This is a genomic window from Polaromonas sp. YR568, from assembly GCF_943371715.1.
Taxonomy (GTDB): Bacteria; Pseudomonadota; Gammaproteobacteria; order Burkholderiales; family Burkholderiaceae_C; genus Polaromonas.
The window spans coordinates 42,691-61,144 of sequence record NZ_CALRVW010000009.1 but is presented as its reverse complement, the minus strand read 5'-3'; the positions used below and the strand labels follow the sequence as shown (position 1 = coordinate 61,144).

Annotated in this window: 16 protein-coding genes and 2 riboswitches; of the genes, 9 read left to right on the top strand and 7 right to left on the bottom strand. The window is 63.6% G+C overall.

Features of this window, described 5'->3' with window-relative positions; all coding sequences use genetic code 11:
• Positions 1-104 precede the first annotated feature (104 nt).
• A riboswitch (glycine riboswitch) is annotated at positions 105-206 on the bottom strand.
• A gap of 23 nt (positions 207-229) precedes the next feature.
• A riboswitch (glycine riboswitch) is annotated at positions 230-332 on the bottom strand.
• 166 nt (positions 333-498) lie between these two features.
• From AAG813_RS08805 to AAG813_RS08785, 5 genes are all read right to left on the bottom strand, one after another.
• Positions 499-1,776 (bottom strand): TRAP transporter large permease, encoded by a 1,278-nt coding sequence (locus AAG813_RS08805; RefSeq protein WP_341913983.1) that lies wholly within the window; start codon positions 1,774-1,776, stop codon positions 499-501.
• Between the two features lie 46 nt (positions 1,777-1,822).
• On the bottom strand, positions 1,823-2,317 hold the full coding sequence (locus AAG813_RS08800) for a TRAP transporter small permease (RefSeq protein ID WP_341913981.1): 495 nt from the start codon (positions 2,315-2,317) through the stop codon (positions 1,823-1,825).
• An 87-nt stretch (positions 2,318-2,404) separates the two neighbouring features.
• Positions 2,405-3,391, bottom strand: a complete 987-nt coding sequence (locus AAG813_RS08795; protein WP_341913979.1) for a TRAP transporter substrate-binding protein — start codon at positions 3,389-3,391, stop codon at positions 2,405-2,407.
• Between the two features lie 86 nt (positions 3,392-3,477).
• Positions 3,478-4,476, bottom strand: a complete 999-nt coding sequence (gene denD / locus AAG813_RS08790) for a D-erythronate dehydrogenase (protein ID WP_341913977.1) — start codon at positions 4,474-4,476, stop codon at positions 3,478-3,480.
• Positions 4,477-4,611: 135 nt separating this feature from the next.
• A complete protein-coding gene (locus AAG813_RS08785) occupies positions 4,612-6,297 on the bottom strand; it encodes an electron transfer flavoprotein-ubiquinone oxidoreductase (protein WP_341913975.1) in 1,686 nt (561 codons plus the stop codon).
• 139 nt (positions 6,298-6,436) lie between these two features.
• Here AAG813_RS08785 and AAG813_RS08780 point away from each other — a divergent pair, with 139 nt between their 5' ends.
• From AAG813_RS08780 to AAG813_RS08770, 3 genes are all read left to right on the top strand, one after another.
• On the top strand, positions 6,437-7,219 hold the full coding sequence (locus AAG813_RS08780; protein WP_341913974.1) for an SDR family oxidoreductase: 783 nt from the start codon (positions 6,437-6,439) through the stop codon (positions 7,217-7,219).
• Between the two features lie 88 nt (positions 7,220-7,307).
• A complete protein-coding gene (locus tag AAG813_RS08775; RefSeq protein WP_096664868.1) occupies positions 7,308-7,727 on the top strand; it encodes an acyl-CoA thioesterase in 420 nt (139 codons plus the stop codon).
• A gap of 39 nt (positions 7,728-7,766) precedes the next feature.
• Positions 7,767-10,193, top strand: a complete 2,427-nt coding sequence (locus AAG813_RS08770; protein ID WP_341913971.1) for an ATP-binding protein — start codon at positions 7,767-7,769, stop codon at positions 10,191-10,193.
• A gap of 23 nt (positions 10,194-10,216) precedes the next feature.
• Here AAG813_RS08770 and AAG813_RS08765 read toward each other — a convergent pair whose 3' ends face one another.
• Positions 10,217-10,792: a peroxidase-related enzyme gene (locus AAG813_RS08765; protein WP_341913969.1), complete on the bottom strand. Its 576-nt coding sequence runs from the start codon at positions 10,790-10,792 to the stop codon at positions 10,217-10,219.
• 114 nt (positions 10,793-10,906) lie between these two features.
• On the bottom strand, positions 10,907-13,093 hold the full coding sequence (gene katG, locus AAG813_RS08760; protein ID WP_341913967.1) for a catalase/peroxidase HPI: 2,187 nt from the start codon (positions 13,091-13,093) through the stop codon (positions 10,907-10,909).
• Between the two features lie 223 nt (positions 13,094-13,316).
• Between katG and AAG813_RS08755 the strand changes: the two genes are divergently transcribed.
• The 6 genes from AAG813_RS08755 to AAG813_RS08730 all read left to right on the top strand — a co-directional run bounded on the left by AAG813_RS08755 (position 13,317) and on the right by AAG813_RS08730 (position 18,413).
• The gene (locus tag AAG813_RS08755) at positions 13,317-13,685 is read left to right on the top strand and encodes a carboxymuconolactone decarboxylase family protein (protein WP_341913964.1); all 369 of its coding nucleotides are present in this window, start codon (positions 13,317-13,319) and stop codon (positions 13,683-13,685) included.
• Positions 13,686-13,784: 99 nt separating this feature from the next.
• Complete coding sequence (locus AAG813_RS08750; protein WP_341913962.1) at positions 13,785-14,702, top strand: hypothetical protein; 918 nt, start codon at positions 13,785-13,787, stop codon at positions 14,700-14,702.
• Between the two features lie 245 nt (positions 14,703-14,947).
• On the top strand, positions 14,948-15,286 hold the full coding sequence (locus tag AAG813_RS08745) for a hypothetical protein (RefSeq protein WP_341913960.1): 339 nt from the start codon (positions 14,948-14,950) through the stop codon (positions 15,284-15,286).
• A gap of 297 nt (positions 15,287-15,583) precedes the next feature.
• A complete protein-coding gene (locus AAG813_RS08740) occupies positions 15,584-15,943 on the top strand; it encodes an HPF/RaiA family ribosome-associated protein (protein ID WP_341913958.1) in 360 nt (119 codons plus the stop codon).
• Between the two features lie 227 nt (positions 15,944-16,170).
• Positions 16,171-16,923 (top strand): metallophosphoesterase, encoded by a 753-nt coding sequence (locus tag AAG813_RS08735; protein ID WP_341913956.1) that lies wholly within the window; start codon positions 16,171-16,173, stop codon positions 16,921-16,923.
• Positions 16,920-18,413: a bifunctional serine/threonine-protein kinase/universal stress protein gene (locus AAG813_RS08730; protein ID WP_341913955.1), complete on the top strand. Its 1,494-nt coding sequence runs from the start codon at positions 16,920-16,922 to the stop codon at positions 18,411-18,413. The genes AAG813_RS08735 and AAG813_RS08730 overlap by 4 nt, the downstream gene beginning before the upstream one ends.
• Positions 18,414-18,454: the final 41 nt, after the last annotated feature.

Genomic DNA, 18,454 nt, shown 5'->3' with positions numbered 1-18,454 from the left:
CCAGTTCCAGGTGCAGGTCGTACAGCGGTGTTTTCAGCAGTTCAGGATCGGTGGCGGACACAGGCGTTCTCCGGGGGCAAGTCGTTATCCATGAAAAATCATGGGCTGCCCCTGCTGTCCTCTTTACCTGAGAGATTCGCCTGGCGATGCAGGTTTGCTCCTTCGGTGGACCACCTCGAAGGTGGCCTCTCTCCAGTAGGGAACGCCGCCCGGAAGATGTTCGCCCGGGTGGCGGTTGCCAGTCCTTTTGCCTGAGCGTTCAGAGCACCATTGGGGTGCCGCATGCGCCTTCGGCGGTTTTCTCGGGGAAAACTCTCTCCTGACTGTGTAAGTGTAGCCCAAGGCCGGGACCGGCCCGCAGGCGCAGCGCCACCGAGGGGCTGGAGCCTGCGGCTCCAAACCTGCTTGAGCAGGTTTGGACAGGCGACAGAGGCGAAGCGTCTCGCGAGCCGCGGCCTGCAAGGCCTCGGGATCTACACGCAGTGGGGAGCGTGGGGGCTATTTTGAATACACCAGGTCGCGCAATGTCAGCGAGATGGCCGGGAAATAGGTGATCACCATCAGGCAGACGATGATCACCAGCACGAACGGAATCAGGTGCCCGATGATGCGGTCCAGTGATATTTTGGCGACGGTACAGGCCGCAAACAGGTTCACGCCGAAGGGCGGCGTGATCATGCCCAGCGCCAGGTTGACGACCATCACCAGGCCGAAATGCACCGGGTCGATGCCGAAGTGCATGGCCACCGGGGCCAGGATGGGCGCCAGCACGATGATGGCGGCGCTGGTTTCGATGAACATGCCGATGATGAACAGCGCAGCATTGACACCCAGCAGGAAGAGGGTGGGCGACTGCAGCACCGCCTCCAGCCAGCGGCCAATCGCATCGGGCACGCCGGCACGCGTGATCAGGAAGGCAAAAAGCCCCGCATTGGCGATGATGAACATGATGACGGCGCTGGAGATCACCGACTTGCGCAGCACCAGCACCAGTGTCGGCAGCTTGATCTCGCGGTAGATCACCCCGCCGACAATCAGCGCGTAGAACACCGCCACGGCGGCCGCCTCGGTCGGCGTGAAGATGCCGCCATAGATGCCGCCAAGAATGATCACCGGCATCAGCAGGGCCCAGCCGGCCTGCCAGGTGGCCTTGAAGAAGCCCAGGCGCCCGTCGCCGTCGTTCTTGCCCCAACCCTTGATCTTGCAATACACATAGACAAAAGCCATCAACGCGAGGCTGATCAGGATGCCCGGGCCGACGCCGGCGATGAACAGCTCACCGATCGAGACCTCGGCGCTGACGCCGTACAGGATCAGCGGAATCGACGGTGGAATGATCACGCCGAGTTCGGCGCTGGTGGCCTGCAGGGCCGCGGCGTAGCTGGTGGGGTAGCCATGTTTGATCAGAGCGGGAATCAGGATCGCACCGACCGCAAAGGTGGTGGCCACTGACGAGCCGGAGACCGCGGCAAAAATCATGCAGGTCAGCACACAGGTCATGGGCAGGCCGCCCTGGACGCCGCCGACAATGCTTTTCGCAAACTCGACCAGGCGGCGCGAAATGCCGCCGGTCTCCATCAGGTTGCCGGCCAGGATGAAAAACGGAATGGCTGCCAGCGGAAACTTGTTGATGGCGTTGAACATCTCCTTGACGGAGATCAGCATGTGAGCGTTGGACGCCTGGATGCCGAAGATGGAAGCCAGTCCGATGGACACGGCAACGGAGATCGTCAGTGCGAAACACACGATCATGGTGGTCAGCATGACGGCGGTCATTGGGCGATCCCTGAAAAAAGGTTGGTGTCGGTGGTGGTGATGCAGCTCATGTTGCCGTCTCCAGTTCCTCGCGCTGCGGATCCAGCAGGTTGCCGATGATGCCGATCACGCAGAACATGCCGCCTATCGGCATGGCCACATAACCCCAGAACATGGAGATGGACTCCAGGCCGGCCATGGACTGCACTTGCCCGCGAATGGCGTAGTCCCAGCCCCACCAGATGATGACGCCGATGAGGGCCAGCGCGGCCAGGCAGACCACCCAGTCGAGAATGCGTTTGACCTTGATCGGGCTCCAGCGGTACAGCACATCGACGCTGACCATGGCACCCTGGCGAAAGGCGGCCGGTATGCCCATGAAAACCATCCAGATCAGCGACAGCCGGATCAGGATCTCGCTCCACTCGGCGGGCTGCTCGAGCACGAAGCGCGTCACGATCTGGAACATGCCCAGCGAGGAGGCAATCACCAGCATGAGGCAGGCCACCAGCGTGGCAAACCCGGTGGTCCAGCGTTCGAGTGTGAGAAAGGTGTTTTTCATGGGAATACCGGTTCTACAAGGAAAACGCCCGCCAGCCTAATGGCTGCGGGCGTGTTCAGCTACAAAAAATGTAGCGAACGAGGCAGCTTACTTGACGCTGCGGATCTTGTCGATGTTGGCCTTGCCGAACTGCTTCTCGAACTCGGCGTTCACGGGTGCCAGGGCGGCGACGAACTTGGCCTTGTCGACGTTGTCGATCACGGTCATGCCCTTGGCGCGCAGGTCGGCCACGCCTTTGGCATCGTCTTCGTCCACGCGGGCGCGGTTGGCCTTGGTGCCTTCGGCAGCGGCTTCAAGGAAGGCCTTCTTGTCGGCAGCGCTGAGCTTGTCGAACACGCCTTTGTTCATCACCCAGATGCAGGGCGAATAGACGTGGCCGGTCAGCGACAGGTGTTTCTGGACCTGGTCGAACTTGGCGGAAATGATGACCGACAGCGGGTTCTCCTGGCCGTCAACCGTGCCCTGCTGCAAGGCGGTGAACACCTCAGGGAAGGCCATGGGGGTGGTGATGATGCCGAAGCCCTTGTAGGCCGCAATGTGCACCGGATTTTCCATGGTGCGCATTTTCAGGCCCTTCAGGTCCTCGGGCGCCTTCACGTCGCGCTTGCTGTTGGTCATGTGGCGGAAACCGTTTTCGGCCCAGCCCAAAGCCTTGAAACCCTTGGCATCGAATTTGCCCAGCAATTCCTGGCCGATCGGGCCGTCCAGCACGGCACGTGCATGGGCCTTGTCACGGAACAGGAAGGGTACGTCGAGAATCTTGGTTTCCGGCACGAAGTTGGGGACCGGGCCGGTGGAGGAGAAAGCCAGCTCCTGGGTGCCCAGCTGCACGGCCTCGATGGATTCGCGCTCGCCGCCGAGGGCGCCGTTGTAGAAGGTCTGGACCTTGTAACGGCCACCGGTGCGCTTTTCCACTTCCTTGGCGAAAGTGTCGATGGCCACGCCCTGGTGGGAGTTCTGCGACGTCGAGATGCTGATCTTCATGGTCGTCTGCGCCGCCGCACCGGCCACCAGGCCGAGTGCGAGCGTCATGCCCAGGGTGAGCCGGGTCAGCGTGGGTTTGAAAAAAGTCATGGAGTGTCTCCTCGGGATGAAAAAAGGGGTGGAGGGAAAAGTTGTCATACAACTTGCAATTTTCACCTCCTGGTGTGTTGCGCCGCCTAGGGGTTTTCGCTTAAGTACTCTCCGATGATGGCGTCGAAACTGTCGTCGGGCAGCAAGCCCAGCCGGCGGGCCCGCGCTGCGTCGATGTGGGCCGGCCAGCTGGTCACGATGTTGGCAATCGCGGCGTCCGGCGTCCAGTCGATCAGTGCCGCAACCTCCTTGCCTGCCAGGCGCTCCAGCGCTGCCGCCATCTCGCCAGGAGTGGTCTTGAGGGCCGGCAGGTTGATGGCGGTGCGCGCGCCCCAGTCAGCGTCGCTCGCCTCCACCGCCCGGATCAGGCCGCGGATGGTGCGGCTGGGCGACGACAGCGCCACCGGTGTGTCGGGGGCCACTGGGCACACGGCCCGCACGCCGGCCAGCGGCTCGCGGATCATGCCGCTCAGGAAACTGGAGGCGGCGCCGTTGGGTTTGCCGGGGCGCACACTCACGGTCATCAGGCGCACGTTGCGGCCGCGCACAAAACCCTTGCGGGCATAGTCGGCCACCAGTTGCTCACCGATGAATTTCTGGATGCCGTAGCTGTTTTGCGGCGTCGGCAAGGTGGTGTCTTCAATCACCGCGGGCAGGGGCTGCTGCGGTGAATTGCCGAACACGGCCAGCGAACTGGCAAACACCACCGTCGGCGAGGTCTTCAGGCGGCGGCAGGCTTCCAGCAGGGCACGCGTGGCATCGAGGTTGCTGCGCATGCCGAGGTCGAAGTCGGCTTCGCATTCACCGCTGACTGCTGCGGCGAGGTGAAAAACCACGGCCGTGTCCCTGGCGATCACGGGGCTGGTGGCCGGGTCTGCTTCGAGCAGGGCATTCAGGTCTCCTTCGACCGCGCGCACCCGGTCGTCGGCCATCAGGTCGGCCGGTGGTGCGGCCCTGTCCACCAGGGTCACGCGGGTGATGGCTTGCGCGGGGCTGCCGGCCAGGGATAGCGTGCCTTGCTGGAGCAGTTCGCGGGCCAGGCGAACGCCCAGGAAACCGGCGCCGCCGGTGATGACAATGTTCATGGGAGGTGGGTCTTCTCTGAATGTTGATCGGAAAAGGCGTCGGGGGTGTCGTTTCCCGGGCGACGCGTCGGGTGAAGGTTCGGGCCGGGCAGGGCGGTTTCCACTTTTGCGGAAGCGCGCCCACCCTTCATGGCTCTACATGCCGCTGTAGTTGGGGCCGCCGCCGCCTTCGGGCGTGACCCAGACGATGTTTTGCGTCGGGTCCTTGATGTCGCAGGTTTTGCAGTGCACGCAGTTCTGCGCGTTGATCTGCAGGCGGTCGCTGTTGTCGGGGTTCTTCACAAACTCGTAGACACCCGCCGGGCAGTAGCGCGACTCCGGACCGGCGTAGGTCGCCAGGTTGATGTTGACCGGCACGCTGGCGTCCTTGAGGGTCAGGTGCGCCGGTTGCTGCTCTTCATGGTTGGTGTTGGAAACAAACACCGAGCTTAGCCGGTCGAAGGTGATCTTGTTGTCGGGCTTGGGATAAACAATCTGCGGGCACTCGGCGGCCGGTTTGAGCATGGCGTGGTCGGCCACCTTGCGACGCAGCGTCCACGGCGGGTTGCGGATGCCCAGCTTGGGCAGCAGCCATTGCTCGATGCCGGTCATGAAGCTGCCGACATACACGCCTTTCTTGAACCATTGCTTGAAATTGCGCGCCTGGTTCAGTTCGGCATGCAGCCAGCTTTTGGCAAAGGCTTGCGGATAGGCGCTCAGTTCGTCGTGCTGGCGGCCTGCGGTCACAGCGTCGAAGGCGGCTTCGGCCGCCAGCATGCCGGTCTTGATCGCGGCATGGCTGCCCTTGATGCGTGCGGCATTGAGATAACCGGCCTCGCAGCCGATCAGCGCGCCGCCAGGGAACACGGTCTTGGGCAGGCTGACCATGCCGCCGGCCGTGATGGCACGCGCGCCGTAGCTGATGCGTTTGCCGCCTTCGAGGTAGGCCTTGATGCTGGGGTGCGTTTTCCAGCGCTGCATTTCCTCGAACGGGCTGAGCCAGGGATTGGTGTAGTCGAGGCCAACCACCAGGCCCAACGTGACCTTGTTGTCTTCCAGGTGGTACATGAAGCCGCCGCCATAGGTCTGGCTGTCCATGGGCCAGCCGGCGGTGTGCACGACCAGGCCGGGCTTGTGTTTGGCCGGATCGATTTCCCAGAGTTCCTTCACGCCCAGCGCGTAGGCCTGCGGGTCCTTGCCCTCGTTGAGCTTGAACTGCGCCATCAGCTGGCGGCCCAGGTGGCCGCGTGCGCCCTCGGCAAAAATGGTGTACTTGCCGTGCAGCTCCATGCCGAGCTGGAAATGGTCGCTCGGCTGGCCGTCCTTGCCGACGCCCAGGTTGCCGGTGGCCACGCCCTTGACCGAGCCGTTGTCGTTGTAGAGCACTTCGGCGGCGGCGAAGCCAGGGAAAATTTCCACCCCCAGGTTTTCGGCCTGCTGCGCCAGCCAGCGCACCACATTGCCGAGGCTGACCACGTAGTTGCCCTCGTTGTGAAAACATTCAGGCACAAAAAAGGCCGGGGTTTTGGTGGCGCCCGTTTCGCTGAGGAACAGCACCTCGTCGCTGGTCACCGGCTGATTCAGCGGTGCGCCGAGTTCTTTCCAGTCCGGAATCAGCTCGGTGAGGGCCTTGGGGTCCATGACCGCGCCGGAGAGAATGTGCGCGCCGGGCTCGGACCCTTTTTCAAGCACCACCACGGAAAGCTCCGTGCCTTTTTCTGCGGCCAGCTGTTTCAGTCGAATGGCCGTGGCCAGACCGCCTGGCCCACCTCCGACCACGACCACGTCGTATTCCATCGCTTCACGGGGGCCGAACTGGGCCAGGATCTCTTGGTTATTCATGGTGGACTCGCTGATAATCAATTTCAGGGACGGTTGTCCGTCAGGTAACGGCCGCAGCTCTGCGCCTGATTTTATGTCGTGAATCCACCGGGTCGAACCCTCGTTCGCCTCGGTCCCCTTTTATCGAGAGGACCCTCTAATGGCTTACAGCCTGGATCTTTCAGGACGTGTCGCGCTCGTGACCGGCGCATCCGGCGGCCTGGGCGCCCAGTTTGCCAAAACCCTGAGCCGTGCCGGCGCAGCGGTGGTGCTGGCCAGCCGCAGGATGGACAAGCTCAAGGATCTGCGCGCGCAGATCGAGGCTGAAGGCGGTGATGCGCATGTGGTCCTGCTGGATGTGACCGACCATGCGAGCATCAAGTCGGCGGTGGCGCACGCTGAAACCGAGGTCGGCCCCATCGATATCCTCGTGAACAACTCCGGCGTGAGTACCACGCAGCGCATCCAGGACGTGGGCGAGGATGACTACGACTATATTTTCGGCACCAACGTCAAGGGCGCCTTTTTTGTGGCGCAGGAAGTCGGCAAACGCATGCTGGCGCGGTCGCGCGGCGCGGCGCCGGGCTCCTTTTCCGGTGCGCACATCATCAACATTGCCTCCATGGCCGGCCTGCGCGTGTTGCCGCAGATCGGCGTGTATTGCATGAGCAAGGCTGCGGTGGTGCAGATGACCAAGGCCATGGCGCTGGAGTGGGGCAAGTTCGGCATCAACGTCAACGCCATCTGCCCGGGCTACATCGACACCGAGATCAATCACCACCACTGGGAAACCGAGCAGGGGAAAAAGCTGGTGCAGATGCTGCCGCGCAAGCGCATTGGCAAGCCGGAAGACCTGGACGCGCTGCTGGTGATGCTGGCCAGCGGGCAGAGCCATTTCATCAACGGCGCCGTCATTGCGGCGGACGACGGCTTCGGGCTCTGAGGCTCGCGCCGCTGAGCGCCTGTTCTTCAGTCATCCCCTTTTTCTTTATCTTTTTTCCTTTCCAATTTCCCATCTTCTTCACAGCGCCATGAAAATTGACATTCCCGACATCAAGAAACTGGTTTTTGAAATGCGCGTCCCGATCCGCTGGGGTGATATGGACGCCATGGGCCACGTCAACAACACCAGTTATTTCCGCTACCTGGAGACGGTTCGCATCGACTGGATGCATTCCATCGGCTGTGTGCCCGACCCCCAGGGCGAAGGCCCGGTCATCGTCAATGCGTTTTGCAATTTCTACAAGCAGCTCGAATACCCGGGCGACGTGCTGGTCAAGATGTACGTCAGCGACCCGGCACGCACCACCTTCGAGAGCTGGGGCACGATGGAGCGCGCCGACCAGCCCGGTGTGATCTACGCCGCCGGCGGTGCCACCACGATCTGGGTCGACTTCCCGAGCCAGAAGGCCGCCGCCTTGCCCGACTGGATGCGCCAGTTGGTCAGCTGAGCGCAAAATCGGGCCATCCATCCACCTTGCCAGCCCGCCATGCCTGTCGCCAAAGTCCTTCCCGCTGATCTGCGTCTTGCCATCGACCCCGGGCTTCTGGGGTTTGCGGACACGTCCGAACTGCTGGACCAGCCGATGCACTGGATCGGCCAGGAGCGTGCCGAAACCGCGGCCCGCTTTGGCCTGGCGATGGCGCAGCCCGACTACAACCTTTTCGTGCTGGGCGAGGTCGGTACGGGACGATCGACGCTGCTGTTGCAGATGATGAAGACGGCGGCGGCCAGCCGGCCGGTGCCCCCGGACCTGTGTTACCTCCACAATTTCGACGCCCCCGAGCGGCCCCGGGCCTTGCGCATGCCGGCCGGGCAGGGCCGGCTGCTGCGCCAGCTGATGTTGCAGTTGACCAAAACGCTGCAGGCAGAAATTCCCAAACGTCTGGCAGACCAGGATTTCCGCACGGAAAGCGAACGCATCGAAAAAAGTTACAAGGCAGAAGAGGACCCGGCCTACGCGGAGCTGGATGCGTTTGCCGAGGCCCGGAACTTTTCACTGTTTCGCGAGGCGGGCCACCTGGTTTTCACCCTGAGGGACGACAAGGGTCGGGCCTTGACTGAAAGCGAGGCGCTGGCGTTGCCGAAAGAGCGGCGTGTCGAGATTGATCGCGCCGAGCAGGAACTGCGTGCTGAAATCGCCCGGTTTCTCGATAAAACCCGGTCCATGGAACGGGTCCTGCACGAAGGCCTGGCGGCCTTGCGCCGCCAGGTGGTCAAGCCGATGGTGGAGCACGAGCTGCAGGAGATCCGCAACGAGCTGCGCAAACAGATCAAGGACTCGGTCAAGCTCGGCAACTACCTCGACCTGGTCCTGCACGATGTGCTCGAAAATCTGGAGCTGTTCCAGGCCGGCGACACCGACGAGGAGGTCCGGCTGGAGGCGCTGGCCTCCGTGCTGGGCCGTTACCGCGTCAACCTGGTGGTGGACAACCACGGCCTGACCGGCGCGCCGGTGATGGTCGAGGACAACCCCCTGCTGCGCCGGCTGTTTGGCAGCATCGAGTACCAGTCCGACAACGATGTGCGGGTGACGGATTTCTCGCGCATACGCGCGGGCAGCCTGCTCAAGGCGAACGGCGGCTTCCTGATGCTGCACCTGAACGACCTGCTGGCCGATGATCTGGTGTGGGAAAAGCTGCGCCGCTTCCTGCGCAGCGGCCGCGTCCAGATCGAGGAGTCCGGCGTGACGTATTCGCCCATCGCCGCCGTGGCGCTGGAGCCGGAACCGGTCGATGCGGATGTCAAGATCATCCTGATCGGCGCTGTCGAGGAGTACTACCTCCTGCAGGAGAGCGATCCGGAGTTCACCCGCCGTTTTCGCTGCAAGGTGGATGTGGCCGAAAGTTTTCCGGCCAACGCGGACACCCGCCGGGCTTCGGCGGTTTTTGTCGCGCACACCTGCCGCAAGATGGGCCTTCCCCACTTTTCTGCAGCGGCCGTCGCGCGCCTGCTGGAAGACTCCCACCGCGAGGTGGACGACCAGGCCCGTCAGAGCGCCATCTTTTCCCGCACCGAGGCCCTGGTGATGGAAAGCGCCGCCATGTGTCGCGTGCGGGGCGCGTCCCTGGTGGACCTGCAGGACGTCGAGGCGGCGCTTCGCGCCCGCAACTACAGGCACGATTACCCCGAGCAGCGCCAGCAGGAAACCATCGCAGACGGGGAGCGGTTGCTGGTCCTGACCGGCGAGAAGGTGGGACAGCTCAATGCCTTGACCGTGATCGACCTGGGCGACTACCGTTTCGGTTTTCCGGTGGGGGTCACGGCGCGCACCTACGCCGGCGACGAGGGCCTGCTCAACGTGGAGCGCGAGGTGGAACTTTCCGGACCCATCCATGACAAGGGGGTGCTCATCCTGCACAGCTACCTGTCGGCGCTGTTTGCCCATCTTGCGCCGCTGGCGCTGAATGCGGCCATTGTTTTCGAGCAGGAGTACCACGGCGTCGAGGGCGATTCCGCCTCCTGCGCCGAACTGTATGTGCTGCTGTCGTCCCTGTCGGGGCTGCCGCTGAAACAGGGCATCGCCGTGACCGGGGCGATCAACCAGCATGGCGACATGCTGCCAGTGGGCGGGATCAACGAAAAAATTGAGGGCTACTTCCGCAGCTGTGAGATTGTCGGGCTGGACGGCAGCCAGGGGGTGCTGATTCCCCACCGCAACCGGCGCCACCTGATGCTTGAACGCAAGGTGGTGGAGGCGGTGGCCGCGGGACGGTTCCACATCTACACGGCCGAGCATGCCAGCGATGGCCTGGCTCTGCTCACCGGTGCGTCGTTTGGCGAGTTGAACGCGGCGGGCGTTTACCCGGCCGACAGCGTGCTGGGCGGTGCGCAGAAAACCCTCGAGGATTTCCGGCGCTCCTGCCAGCGCGCGGAGCAGCACAAGCCCGAACGCAAACCCGGCAAACTGCGCTGACCGGGCCAGCGACCCCTGTTTCCCTATTTCTGTTTTGGCAGCCGGCCCATCAGGTAAAACTCGGGGTTGGGCATCATGCTGGAAAAGCTGGCGATGCGGTTGGACAGGCCGAAGAAGGCGGTGATCGCGGCGATGTCCCAGATGTCCTCGTCGTTGAAGCCGTGGGTATGCAGCGCGGCGAAGTCGCCTTCTTCCACCTCGTCCGACTTCTGACAGACCTTCATCGCAAAGTCCAGCATGGCGCGCTGGCGCGGCGTGATGTCGGCCTTGCGGTAGTTCACCGCCACCTGGTCCGCCACCAGCGGTTTTTTCTCGTAGATCCGCAGGAGGGCGCCGTGCGCCACCACGCAATACAGGCAGTGGTTGGCCGCACTCGTGGTGGTCACGATCATCTCGCGGTCGCCTTTGCTCAGGCCCGACTCTTCGCGCAACATCAAGGCGTCGTGGTAGGCAAAAAAGGCACGCCACTCCGCCGGACGGCGCGCCAGCGCCAGAAACACGTTGGGAACAAAGCCGGCTTTCTCCTGCACCTCCAGCACTTTGGCCTTGATGTCGTCGGGCAAGGTATTGAGGTCGGGCAGGGGGTATCTTGTGGTCATGGACTTGTCTCTCATTGCGGTTGTTTTGGCAATGATACGGCCAGCTTGTTTGCTGGCAGTCGCCCGGAAGCATCAGCACATTCGCTGCGCTACCAGGCGACCACTCCCGCCAGATTACGCCAGGTCGTAACGGTCCAGATTCATCACCTTGTTCCAGGCCGCTACAAAGTCCTGCACAAAGGCCTCTTGCGCGTCGCTGCATGCATAGACCTCCGCGAGGGCGCGCAGCTGGGAGTTCGAGCCGAAAACGAGGTCGGTCACGGTAGCCGTCCATTTGAGATCGCCTGTCGTCCGGTCGCGGCCTTCGAGCACGCCATCGGATGCCCCGGACTTGCGCCACTGGGTGCGCATGTCCAGCAGGTTGACGAAGAAGTCGTTGCTCAGCGTTCCGGACCGCTTCGTGAAAACACCGTGTCCGGTGCCGGCGGTGAGGGTGCGCATGCCGCCGACCAGGACCGTCATCTCCGGCGCTGTCAGTGTCAGCAGGTTGGCGCGGTCCACCAGCAATTCAGCCAACGACGCCTGCTGTCCGGTGCGGCTGTAGTTGCGGAATCCGTCTGCAACCGGCTCGAGCGGGGCGAAGGAGTCCACGTCGGTCTGTTCCTGTGACGCATCCGTGCGTCCCGGCGAGAACGGCACCTTCACCTGGTGACCGGCCTTTGCGGCAGCGGCCTCCACCGCAGCGCAGCCACCCAGAACAATCAGGTCGGCCAGCGAGATTTTCTTGTTGCCTGACTGCGCGGCGTTGAACGCCTGCTGGATGGTTTCCAGGGCAGCCAGCACTGTCGCCAGTTCGGCCGGCTGGTTGACCTCCCAGTCCTTTTGCGGCGCGAGGCGGATGCGCGCACCGTTGGCACCGCCGCGCTTGTCGCTGCCGCGGAAGGTCGAGGCCGAGGCCCAGGCCGTGTTGACCAGCTGGGCGATTGACAGCCCGGAGGCGATGACCCTGGCCTTGAGCGCCGCGATGTCCTGCGCGCTGACCAGTTCATGGTCCACCGAGGGGAGCGGGTCCTGCCACAACAACTGGCCCTGGGGCACCAGCGGACCGAGGTAGCGTGTGATCGGGCCCATGTCGCGGTGCGTCAGCTTGTACCAGGCCCTGGCGAAGGCATCCGCAAACGCCCGCGGGTCGGCCATGAAGCGCCGCGAGATCTTCTCGTAGGCCGGGTCCATGCGCATGGCCATGTCGGCAGTGGTCATCATCGGGGCATGACGCAGTGCAGGTTCATGCGCATCCGGCACGGTGGTGGTAGCGGCCGGGTCGGTGGGCTTCCACTGGTGGGCGCCGGCCGGGCTTTTGGTCAGTTCCCACTCGTAGCCGAACAGGTTCTCGAAATAGCCGTTGTCCCACTGGATGGGGTTGTTGGTCCAGGCGCCCTCGATGCCACTGGTGACGGTGTGGACGCCATGCCCGCTGCCGAACTTGTTGATCCAGCCAAAACCCTGGTCCTCGATGCTGCCGCCCTCGGGCTCGGGACCGACGTACTGGCCCGGATCCGCCGCGCCATGGGATTTTCCGAAGGTGTGTCCGCCGGCGGTGAGCGCGACGGTTTCCTCGTCGTTCATGGCCATTCGGGCAAAGGTTTCGCGGATGTCGCGCGCCGAACCGAGCGGGTCAGGCTGGCCGTTCGGGCCTTCCGGGTTCACGTAGATCAGGCCCATCTGGACCGCACCGAGCGGGTTCTCGAGCACTCGGTCGCCGGTGTAGCGCTTGTCGCCCATCCACTCGGCCTCAGGCCCCCAGTAGATGTCCTCCGGTTCCCAGACATCCGCGCGGCCGCCGGCAAAGCCGTAGGTCTTGAAGCCCATGGAATCCATGGCCACGGTGCCTGCCAGAACGATCAGGTCGGCCCAGGAGATTTTCCGGCCGTACTTCTGCTTGATGGGCCAGAGCAGGCGGCGCGCCTTGTCGAGGTTGCCGTTGTCCGGCCAGCTGTTGAGCGGGGCAAACCGCTGCGTGCCGGAACCCGCGCCGCCACGGCCATCAGCAATGCGATAGGTGCCCGCGCTGTGCCAGGCCATGCGCACGAAGAAGGGCCCGTAGTGGCCGTAGTCCGCGGGCCACCAGTCCTGCGAATCAGTCATCAGCGCATGCAGGTCGCTGATCACCGCATGCAGATCCAGGCTCTTGAACTCCTCGGCGTAATTGAAGGCCTTGCCCATGGGGTCGGATTGAGGCGAGTTCTGGTTCAGCAGCTTGAGGTTGAGCTGATTTGGCCACCAGTCGGCATTGGACCTGGCGCCGGCCACGGTGGGCTTGAGAGCAGCGCCTGAGAAGGGGCATTGTGTTTCGGTTGACATGGGGTGTTCCTTGATGGGGGCAGGCATTTTTTGGGAGGTCCAGCAGAGTCTAGAAGTGGCTGGTCGATAGATCAACTCAATGTTTCTAATGTCGCTGATAGTTGAATGTTATCTGTCTGGCCTGGGTGAAGGAGCCCGAGCACGGGGGAGCAGGCGCCAGGCCGAGGAAAGGGCAGGCAGAAACGGGCCGCGTTATGCTGGCGGTTTCATTCCGGAGACATCCATGAACACGGCATTTGAACAGGGCCTGACCACCCGCAAGCAGGTGATGGGCGAAGACTTTGTAGCCAATGCTTTCGCCAACGTCACCGATTTCACCCGTCCCATTCAGGAACACATCACCGCCAAGGCCTGGGGCGATGTCTGGCAACGTCCGGGCCTGGAGCTCAAGACGCGAAGCCTGATCACGGTGGCCATGCTCACGGCGCTCGGCAAGCAGCACGAACTCAAGGCGCATGTGCGCGGTGCGCTCAACAACGGCGCAACGTCAGCGGAGATACAGGAAGTGTTGCTGCACGCGGCCGTGTATTGCGGTGTGCCCACGGCGGTGGATGCCTTCCGCAGCGCGGCCGAGGTGATTGACGGCAAGTAGCACGTAAACCGCCGGCCGGTCGGGTTTTCCTGTGCATGGGCTGGACGGGTCTTGACCTGCCGCAAAGCCCGTGGCGAAACAGCTGCCAATAATGGCAACATGATGTGGTTTGTCCATGCCATTCCGCGGGTCGCCCGCTACCTGATTGTGGTGCCGTTCTGGCTCGGGCTGTCCATGCCCGCCTGGAGTGCCGGCGGCTCACAGGCCCTCGGTCCGGCCGCTTTGCGTGCCAAACTCGTTGCCCTGGGTCCCCAACTTGCCAGCAATCAATTCCAGGGTCCCCTGTACCTGGAATCGACGGAACGCGCCGAGCAGCTGGAGGGTGATGTCTATGCCCTGGTCAAGCACCCGTTCGGGGAAGTCAGTGCTGCGCTGAGCGACCCCCGGCACTGGTGTGACATGCTGATCCTGCACCTGAACATCAAGTTCTGCCGCGCCAGAACCGCCGGGGGGGCGCCTCAGCTGGATGTACGGATCGGTCGCAAGCATGACCGGCCGCTGGTGGAGGCCTCCACGGTTCTTTTTTCCTACCGCGCAGCGGTCGTACAGCCGGACTACCTGGACATCGAGCTTGAAGCTGCCGATGGCCCGCTGGATACCCACGACTACCGCATCCTGCTGGAGGCCATTCCGATTGCGGCAGGCCAAAGCTTCATTCACATGCGGTACTCGTTCTCCTACGGGCGCACCGGGCGTGTCGCCATGCAGCTGTACCTGGCAACCCTGGGCCGCGGAAAGGTTGGTTTCACGCCAGTCGCGGCGGGTTCTCCTGGCGAGCCGCAGTCGCTTATCGGCGGGGTACGCGGCGTGGTGGAGCGAAACACGATGCGCTACTACCTCGCGATCGAGACCTACCTCGACGCACTGTCGGCGCCGCCGTCGCAACGGCTGGAGAAAGGTCTGGAGGGCTGGTTCGCAGCGACCGAGAAATACGCTCGCCAGTTGCATGAGGTTGACCGCGCCGCCTACCTCGACATGAAACGCAAGGAGTACCAGCGGCAGCTCACGGCACCCTAGTACTGCAACCCGAAAATATCGAAGCATGAAAGCGCGCCTTCGCTGAGGCTTGCGTCTTGTCTTGGGCTCGAAACCATCACTTTCACCTTGTTTCGCTGCTTCCGTGCGGCAGTACCGGCGGGAAGCCGCATGCGGCGCGGGGGCAGTTCCGGTTCATGCTTTGCAGTTGATAAAGCTCAAGTTCGCAATACCCTCCGCATGAAATACTTCATTGCCTTGTTCATCAACCATCCTGGAGATTTTTCATGAAAAAACTGTTGCTTCCCGTGAGCCTCGTTCTTGCCCAGATGTTGGCCGTCAATGCCTTTGCCCAGACCAAAGGGGGCGAAGCCGATCCGGAACAAGCCAAGGGCCAGACCATGCCCAAGGCGACGCCTGCCGAGAAGGCCACCGCCAAGGCTGCCCGCAAAGTGGAAGGCGCGGACACTGCCGCCAAGGCGACCACGCGCCGTCCTGGTGAAGAGACGGGCGCCGGTGCCGCCAAGGTGGCCACCAAGCAGGAGCGCGCTGCCGCCCGGGCCAAGCGCAAAGCCGCTGCTGCCGCCGCTGTCAAGAAAGGCGAAATCGCTTCTGGTGAAAAATGATCCAGCCTGGCTGGTGAGTGACAGACGGACCCTTCGGGGTCCGTTTTTCATGGCGATGCCTTTTCGCGCGGATGCCGCTGACTGGCGTCTCCGCAGGCCACAAAACTGTCCTTATGCCTGCGATCTGGTGCTGCAGAAAGACAGCCCTGGTTTTCAGTCTCCCTACCTGGGTGAAGGAACGCGGACTACATGGCGCCAAGCGGGCAGGGCGCACAATGAATTTTCAGTCGCCACCGTGTGACTCCATGGCAGCCCGGCCTGCACGCCGCAGCTGGCCGACCTGAAAGGAAAAACGACATGCAAGTTCAAGTCAACTCCAACCACACCATCCATACCGGTGAATCGTTTGAGCGCTGGGCGAGTACGGAACTCAACGCGTCGCTGAGCCGATTCAAGGACGACATCACCCGGATCGAGGTGCACATGAGCGATGAAAACAGCGACAAGACCAGCACCGACCACAAGCGCTGCATGATCGAGGCGCGGCTTGCGCACCACGAGCCGCTGGCCGTCAACCACCACGCCGCCAGCCAGGACGAAGCTTTCCGGGGCGCGAGCGAGAAGCTCAAGCGGGTGCTTGAACACACGCTGGACAAGCTGCGCGACCACCGTTCACGCGAGTCCATCCGCCGCGAGCCCGACCCGGGCGCGCTCTGAGCGGACAGCTCAGTCAGCGCCGGTCATTGGCGCTGGCCCCGCAACCAGCCTTGGTTTGAGGTGTTTTAGGCCTCCAGCCCAATAGCTGCAAGCGTGAATAGCTATTAATATGATAGCTATCCGGCCGGTAAGCGTAGCCGTCCTGAGGAACGCCTGCCACCCTATGCCGGCGGTTGCGGATGCAAGCCTGGCATCAGGTTCAGGGCCGATGATGTGCCCAACCACTCATGAAAATTGCCCTGCTGTCCGACATTCATGCCAACCTGCGCGCGCTGGACGCCTGCATGGACCACGCCGCCGCCCAGGGCGCGCAGCGTTTCGCCGTGCTCGGCGATCTGGTGGGTTACGGCGCGCAACCTGCGCAGGTGGTGCGCCGGCTGCGTGAACTGGAACGGGACGGCGCGATCGTCCTGCGTGGGAACCACGATGCGTTGGCGGTGGCTCCGCACGACCAGGCCGGCACGATGGATGCGGGTGGTGCAGCGTGGACGCGCTCGCAACTGCTGCCCGCCGACCTGGATTTTCTGGCGGGCCTGCCGCTGACAGCCACCGACGGCGCCATGTTTCTGGTGCATGCCAGCGCCGACGCGCCGCAGCGCTGGCTGTATGTCGACAGCGGCCACCGGGCCGAGGCCAGCCTCCATGCGGCCTGTGCGGACACGCGCGTGCGTTATGTCTTTGGCGGTCACGTGCACCAGCAGATCCTTTATTTCCGGGGTGCGAGCCAGCGCCTCCTGCGTTTTGAACCGACTGCGGGCGCCGCCATTCCGGTACCGCCGCATCGCCGCTGGATTGCCACCGTCGGATCGGTCGGACAGCCGCGTGATGGGGACACCGGCGCGATGTATGCGATGTTTGATGCGGCCCGCGCGGAACTGACTTTTCACCGGGTCGCCTATGACCATCTCGCGGCTGCGGCCGATATCCGGGCCGCGGGGCTGCCCGAGGTCTTTGCGAAACGGCTGGAGCAGGGCTTGTGAAACTGCTGGAGCCTGGCACGGTGATCGACGGCTTCGAAGTCGGCGACTGCCTGCATGCCGGCGGCATGGCCCACATCTACCAGGTCGCTTATGCGGGTGCTGCGCAGCGCGGGCCCTTTCCCATGGTCATGAAGGTGCCGCGCATGACCGAGGGCGACGGCGCGGAGAACATCGTCGGGTTCGAGGTGGAGCGGCAAATCCTGTCGGTGCTTACCGGGCCGCATGTGCCGCGCCTGGTGGCCGCCGGCGACCTGACGCAGCTGCCTTACCTGGTCATGGAACAGGTTTCCGGGCGCACCCTGCAGCAATGGCTGGACGACAACCGCGCGCCGCTGCCGGCTGAAGAGATCGCCCGGCTGGGCGCGGCCGTGGCGCAGGCCGCGCACAGCCTGCACCTGCAGGACGTCTGCCACCTGGACCTCAAGCCGGCCAACGTGCTGATCCGGCCGGACGGCCTGGCGGTGCTGCTCGACTTCGGCCTGTCCTGCCACGCCCACTACCCGGACCTGCTGGCGGAGGAGTTGCGCCCCGCCGTGGGATCGCCCACCTGGATGGCGCCCGAACAGGTGGTGGGCATGCGTGGTGATCCGCGCAGCGACATTTTTGCCATCGGTGTCATGTTGTATGAGCTGGCCACGCGTGAGCTGCCGTTTGGCAATCCGCAGACCAGCGGCGGTTTGCGCCAGCGCTTGTGGATGGACCCGGTGCCGCCGCGCAAGTGGCGCCCTGAGCTGCCCGAATGGCTGCAGGAAGTGATCCTGCGCTGTCTGGAACCGGAGGCCGCGCGGCGTTATGCGTCCGCCGCGCACCTGGCCTTCGACCTGTCCCATCCGCAGCAGGTGCAGGTGACCGATCGTGGACGCCGCATCCGGGCCACGGGGTTCTGGGCGCACCTCAAACGCTGGGTGCGCGCCGCCGGCATGCATTACCAGCCGAGCGCACTGCCGTCACGGCAGATCGACGAGGTGCCCATCATCATGGTGGCGGTTCCCAACCGTGACGTCAGTGATGCCACCCTGTACTCCCTGCGCGGGGCGGTCTCGCGTGCCCTTGGTACCGTACCCGGTGCACGGCTGGCCTGTGTGAGTGTCATCGACCCGTCAGAAACGCCGGGCCACGATAGCGCCTCCAGCGAGACCACGGTGCACCGGCGCTACCTCGGCATGCTGCGGCAATGGGCCGAGCCGCTGGACCTCAGCGGCCAGACCGTGTCTTTCCACATCCTCGAAAACGGGGACGTCGCCCAGGCCCTGCTGCGTTATGCGCAAGGCAACCAGGTCAGCATGATCGTGATGGGTGCGGCCACCCACGGGTTGCAGATGCAGCGGCTGCTGGCCACGGTGCCCATCCGCGTTGCCATGGCAGCGCCGTGCACCGTGGTGCTGGTCAAGCAGGCGTTGCCGTTCGACCAGTTGGCCGCGACCGACCGCGGCTACGCCCAAGACCACCTGGCCGACAGGCCTGCGCGGGTGTCCAAGGTGATGATTTAGAAAAATAGGAGTCAAAAATGCCGTCAGCCCTTTGTGGGCGG

Coding starts and splice junctions, on each gene's coding strand:
- AAG813_RS08755 (WP_341913964.1), top strand. CDS start 13,317: ATGAACACGGCATTTGAACAGGGCCTGACCACCCGCAAGCAGGTGATG.
- AAG813_RS08800 (WP_341913981.1), bottom strand. CDS start 2,317: ATGAAAAACACCTTTCTCACACTCGAACGCTGGACCACCGGGTTTGCC.
- AAG813_RS08745 (WP_341913960.1), top strand. CDS start 14,948: ATGAAAAAACTGTTGCTTCCCGTGAGCCTCGTTCTTGCCCAGATGTTG.
- AAG813_RS08795 (WP_341913979.1), bottom strand. CDS start 3,391: ATGACTTTTTTCAAACCCACGCTGACCCGGCTCACCCTGGGCATGACG.
- AAG813_RS08780 (WP_341913974.1), top strand. CDS start 6,437: ATGGCTTACAGCCTGGATCTTTCAGGACGTGTCGCGCTCGTGACCGGC.
- AAG813_RS08770 (WP_341913971.1), top strand. CDS start 7,767: ATGCCTGTCGCCAAAGTCCTTCCCGCTGATCTGCGTCTTGCCATCGAC.
- AAG813_RS08785 (WP_341913975.1), bottom strand. CDS start 6,297: ATGAATAACCAAGAGATCCTGGCCCAGTTCGGCCCCCGTGAAGCGATG.
- AAG813_RS08805 (WP_341913983.1), bottom strand. CDS start 1,776: ATGACCGCCGTCATGCTGACCACCATGATCGTGTGTTTCGCACTGACG.
- AAG813_RS08775 (WP_096664868.1), top strand. CDS start 7,308: ATGAAAATTGACATTCCCGACATCAAGAAACTGGTTTTTGAAATGCGC.
- denD (WP_341913977.1), bottom strand. CDS start 4,476: ATGAACATTGTCATCACCGGCGGCGCCGGTTTCCTGGGCGTTCGCCTG.
- AAG813_RS08765 (WP_341913969.1), bottom strand. CDS start 10,792: ATGACCACAAGATACCCCCTGCCCGACCTCAATACCTTGCCCGACGAC.
- AAG813_RS08750 (WP_341913962.1), top strand. CDS start 13,785: ATGATGTGGTTTGTCCATGCCATTCCGCGGGTCGCCCGCTACCTGATT.
- AAG813_RS08735 (WP_341913956.1), top strand. CDS start 16,171: ATGAAAATTGCCCTGCTGTCCGACATTCATGCCAACCTGCGCGCGCTG.
- katG (WP_341913967.1), bottom strand. CDS start 13,093: ATGTCAACCGAAACACAATGCCCCTTCTCAGGCGCTGCTCTCAAGCCC.
- AAG813_RS08740 (WP_341913958.1), top strand. CDS start 15,584: ATGCAAGTTCAAGTCAACTCCAACCACACCATCCATACCGGTGAATCG.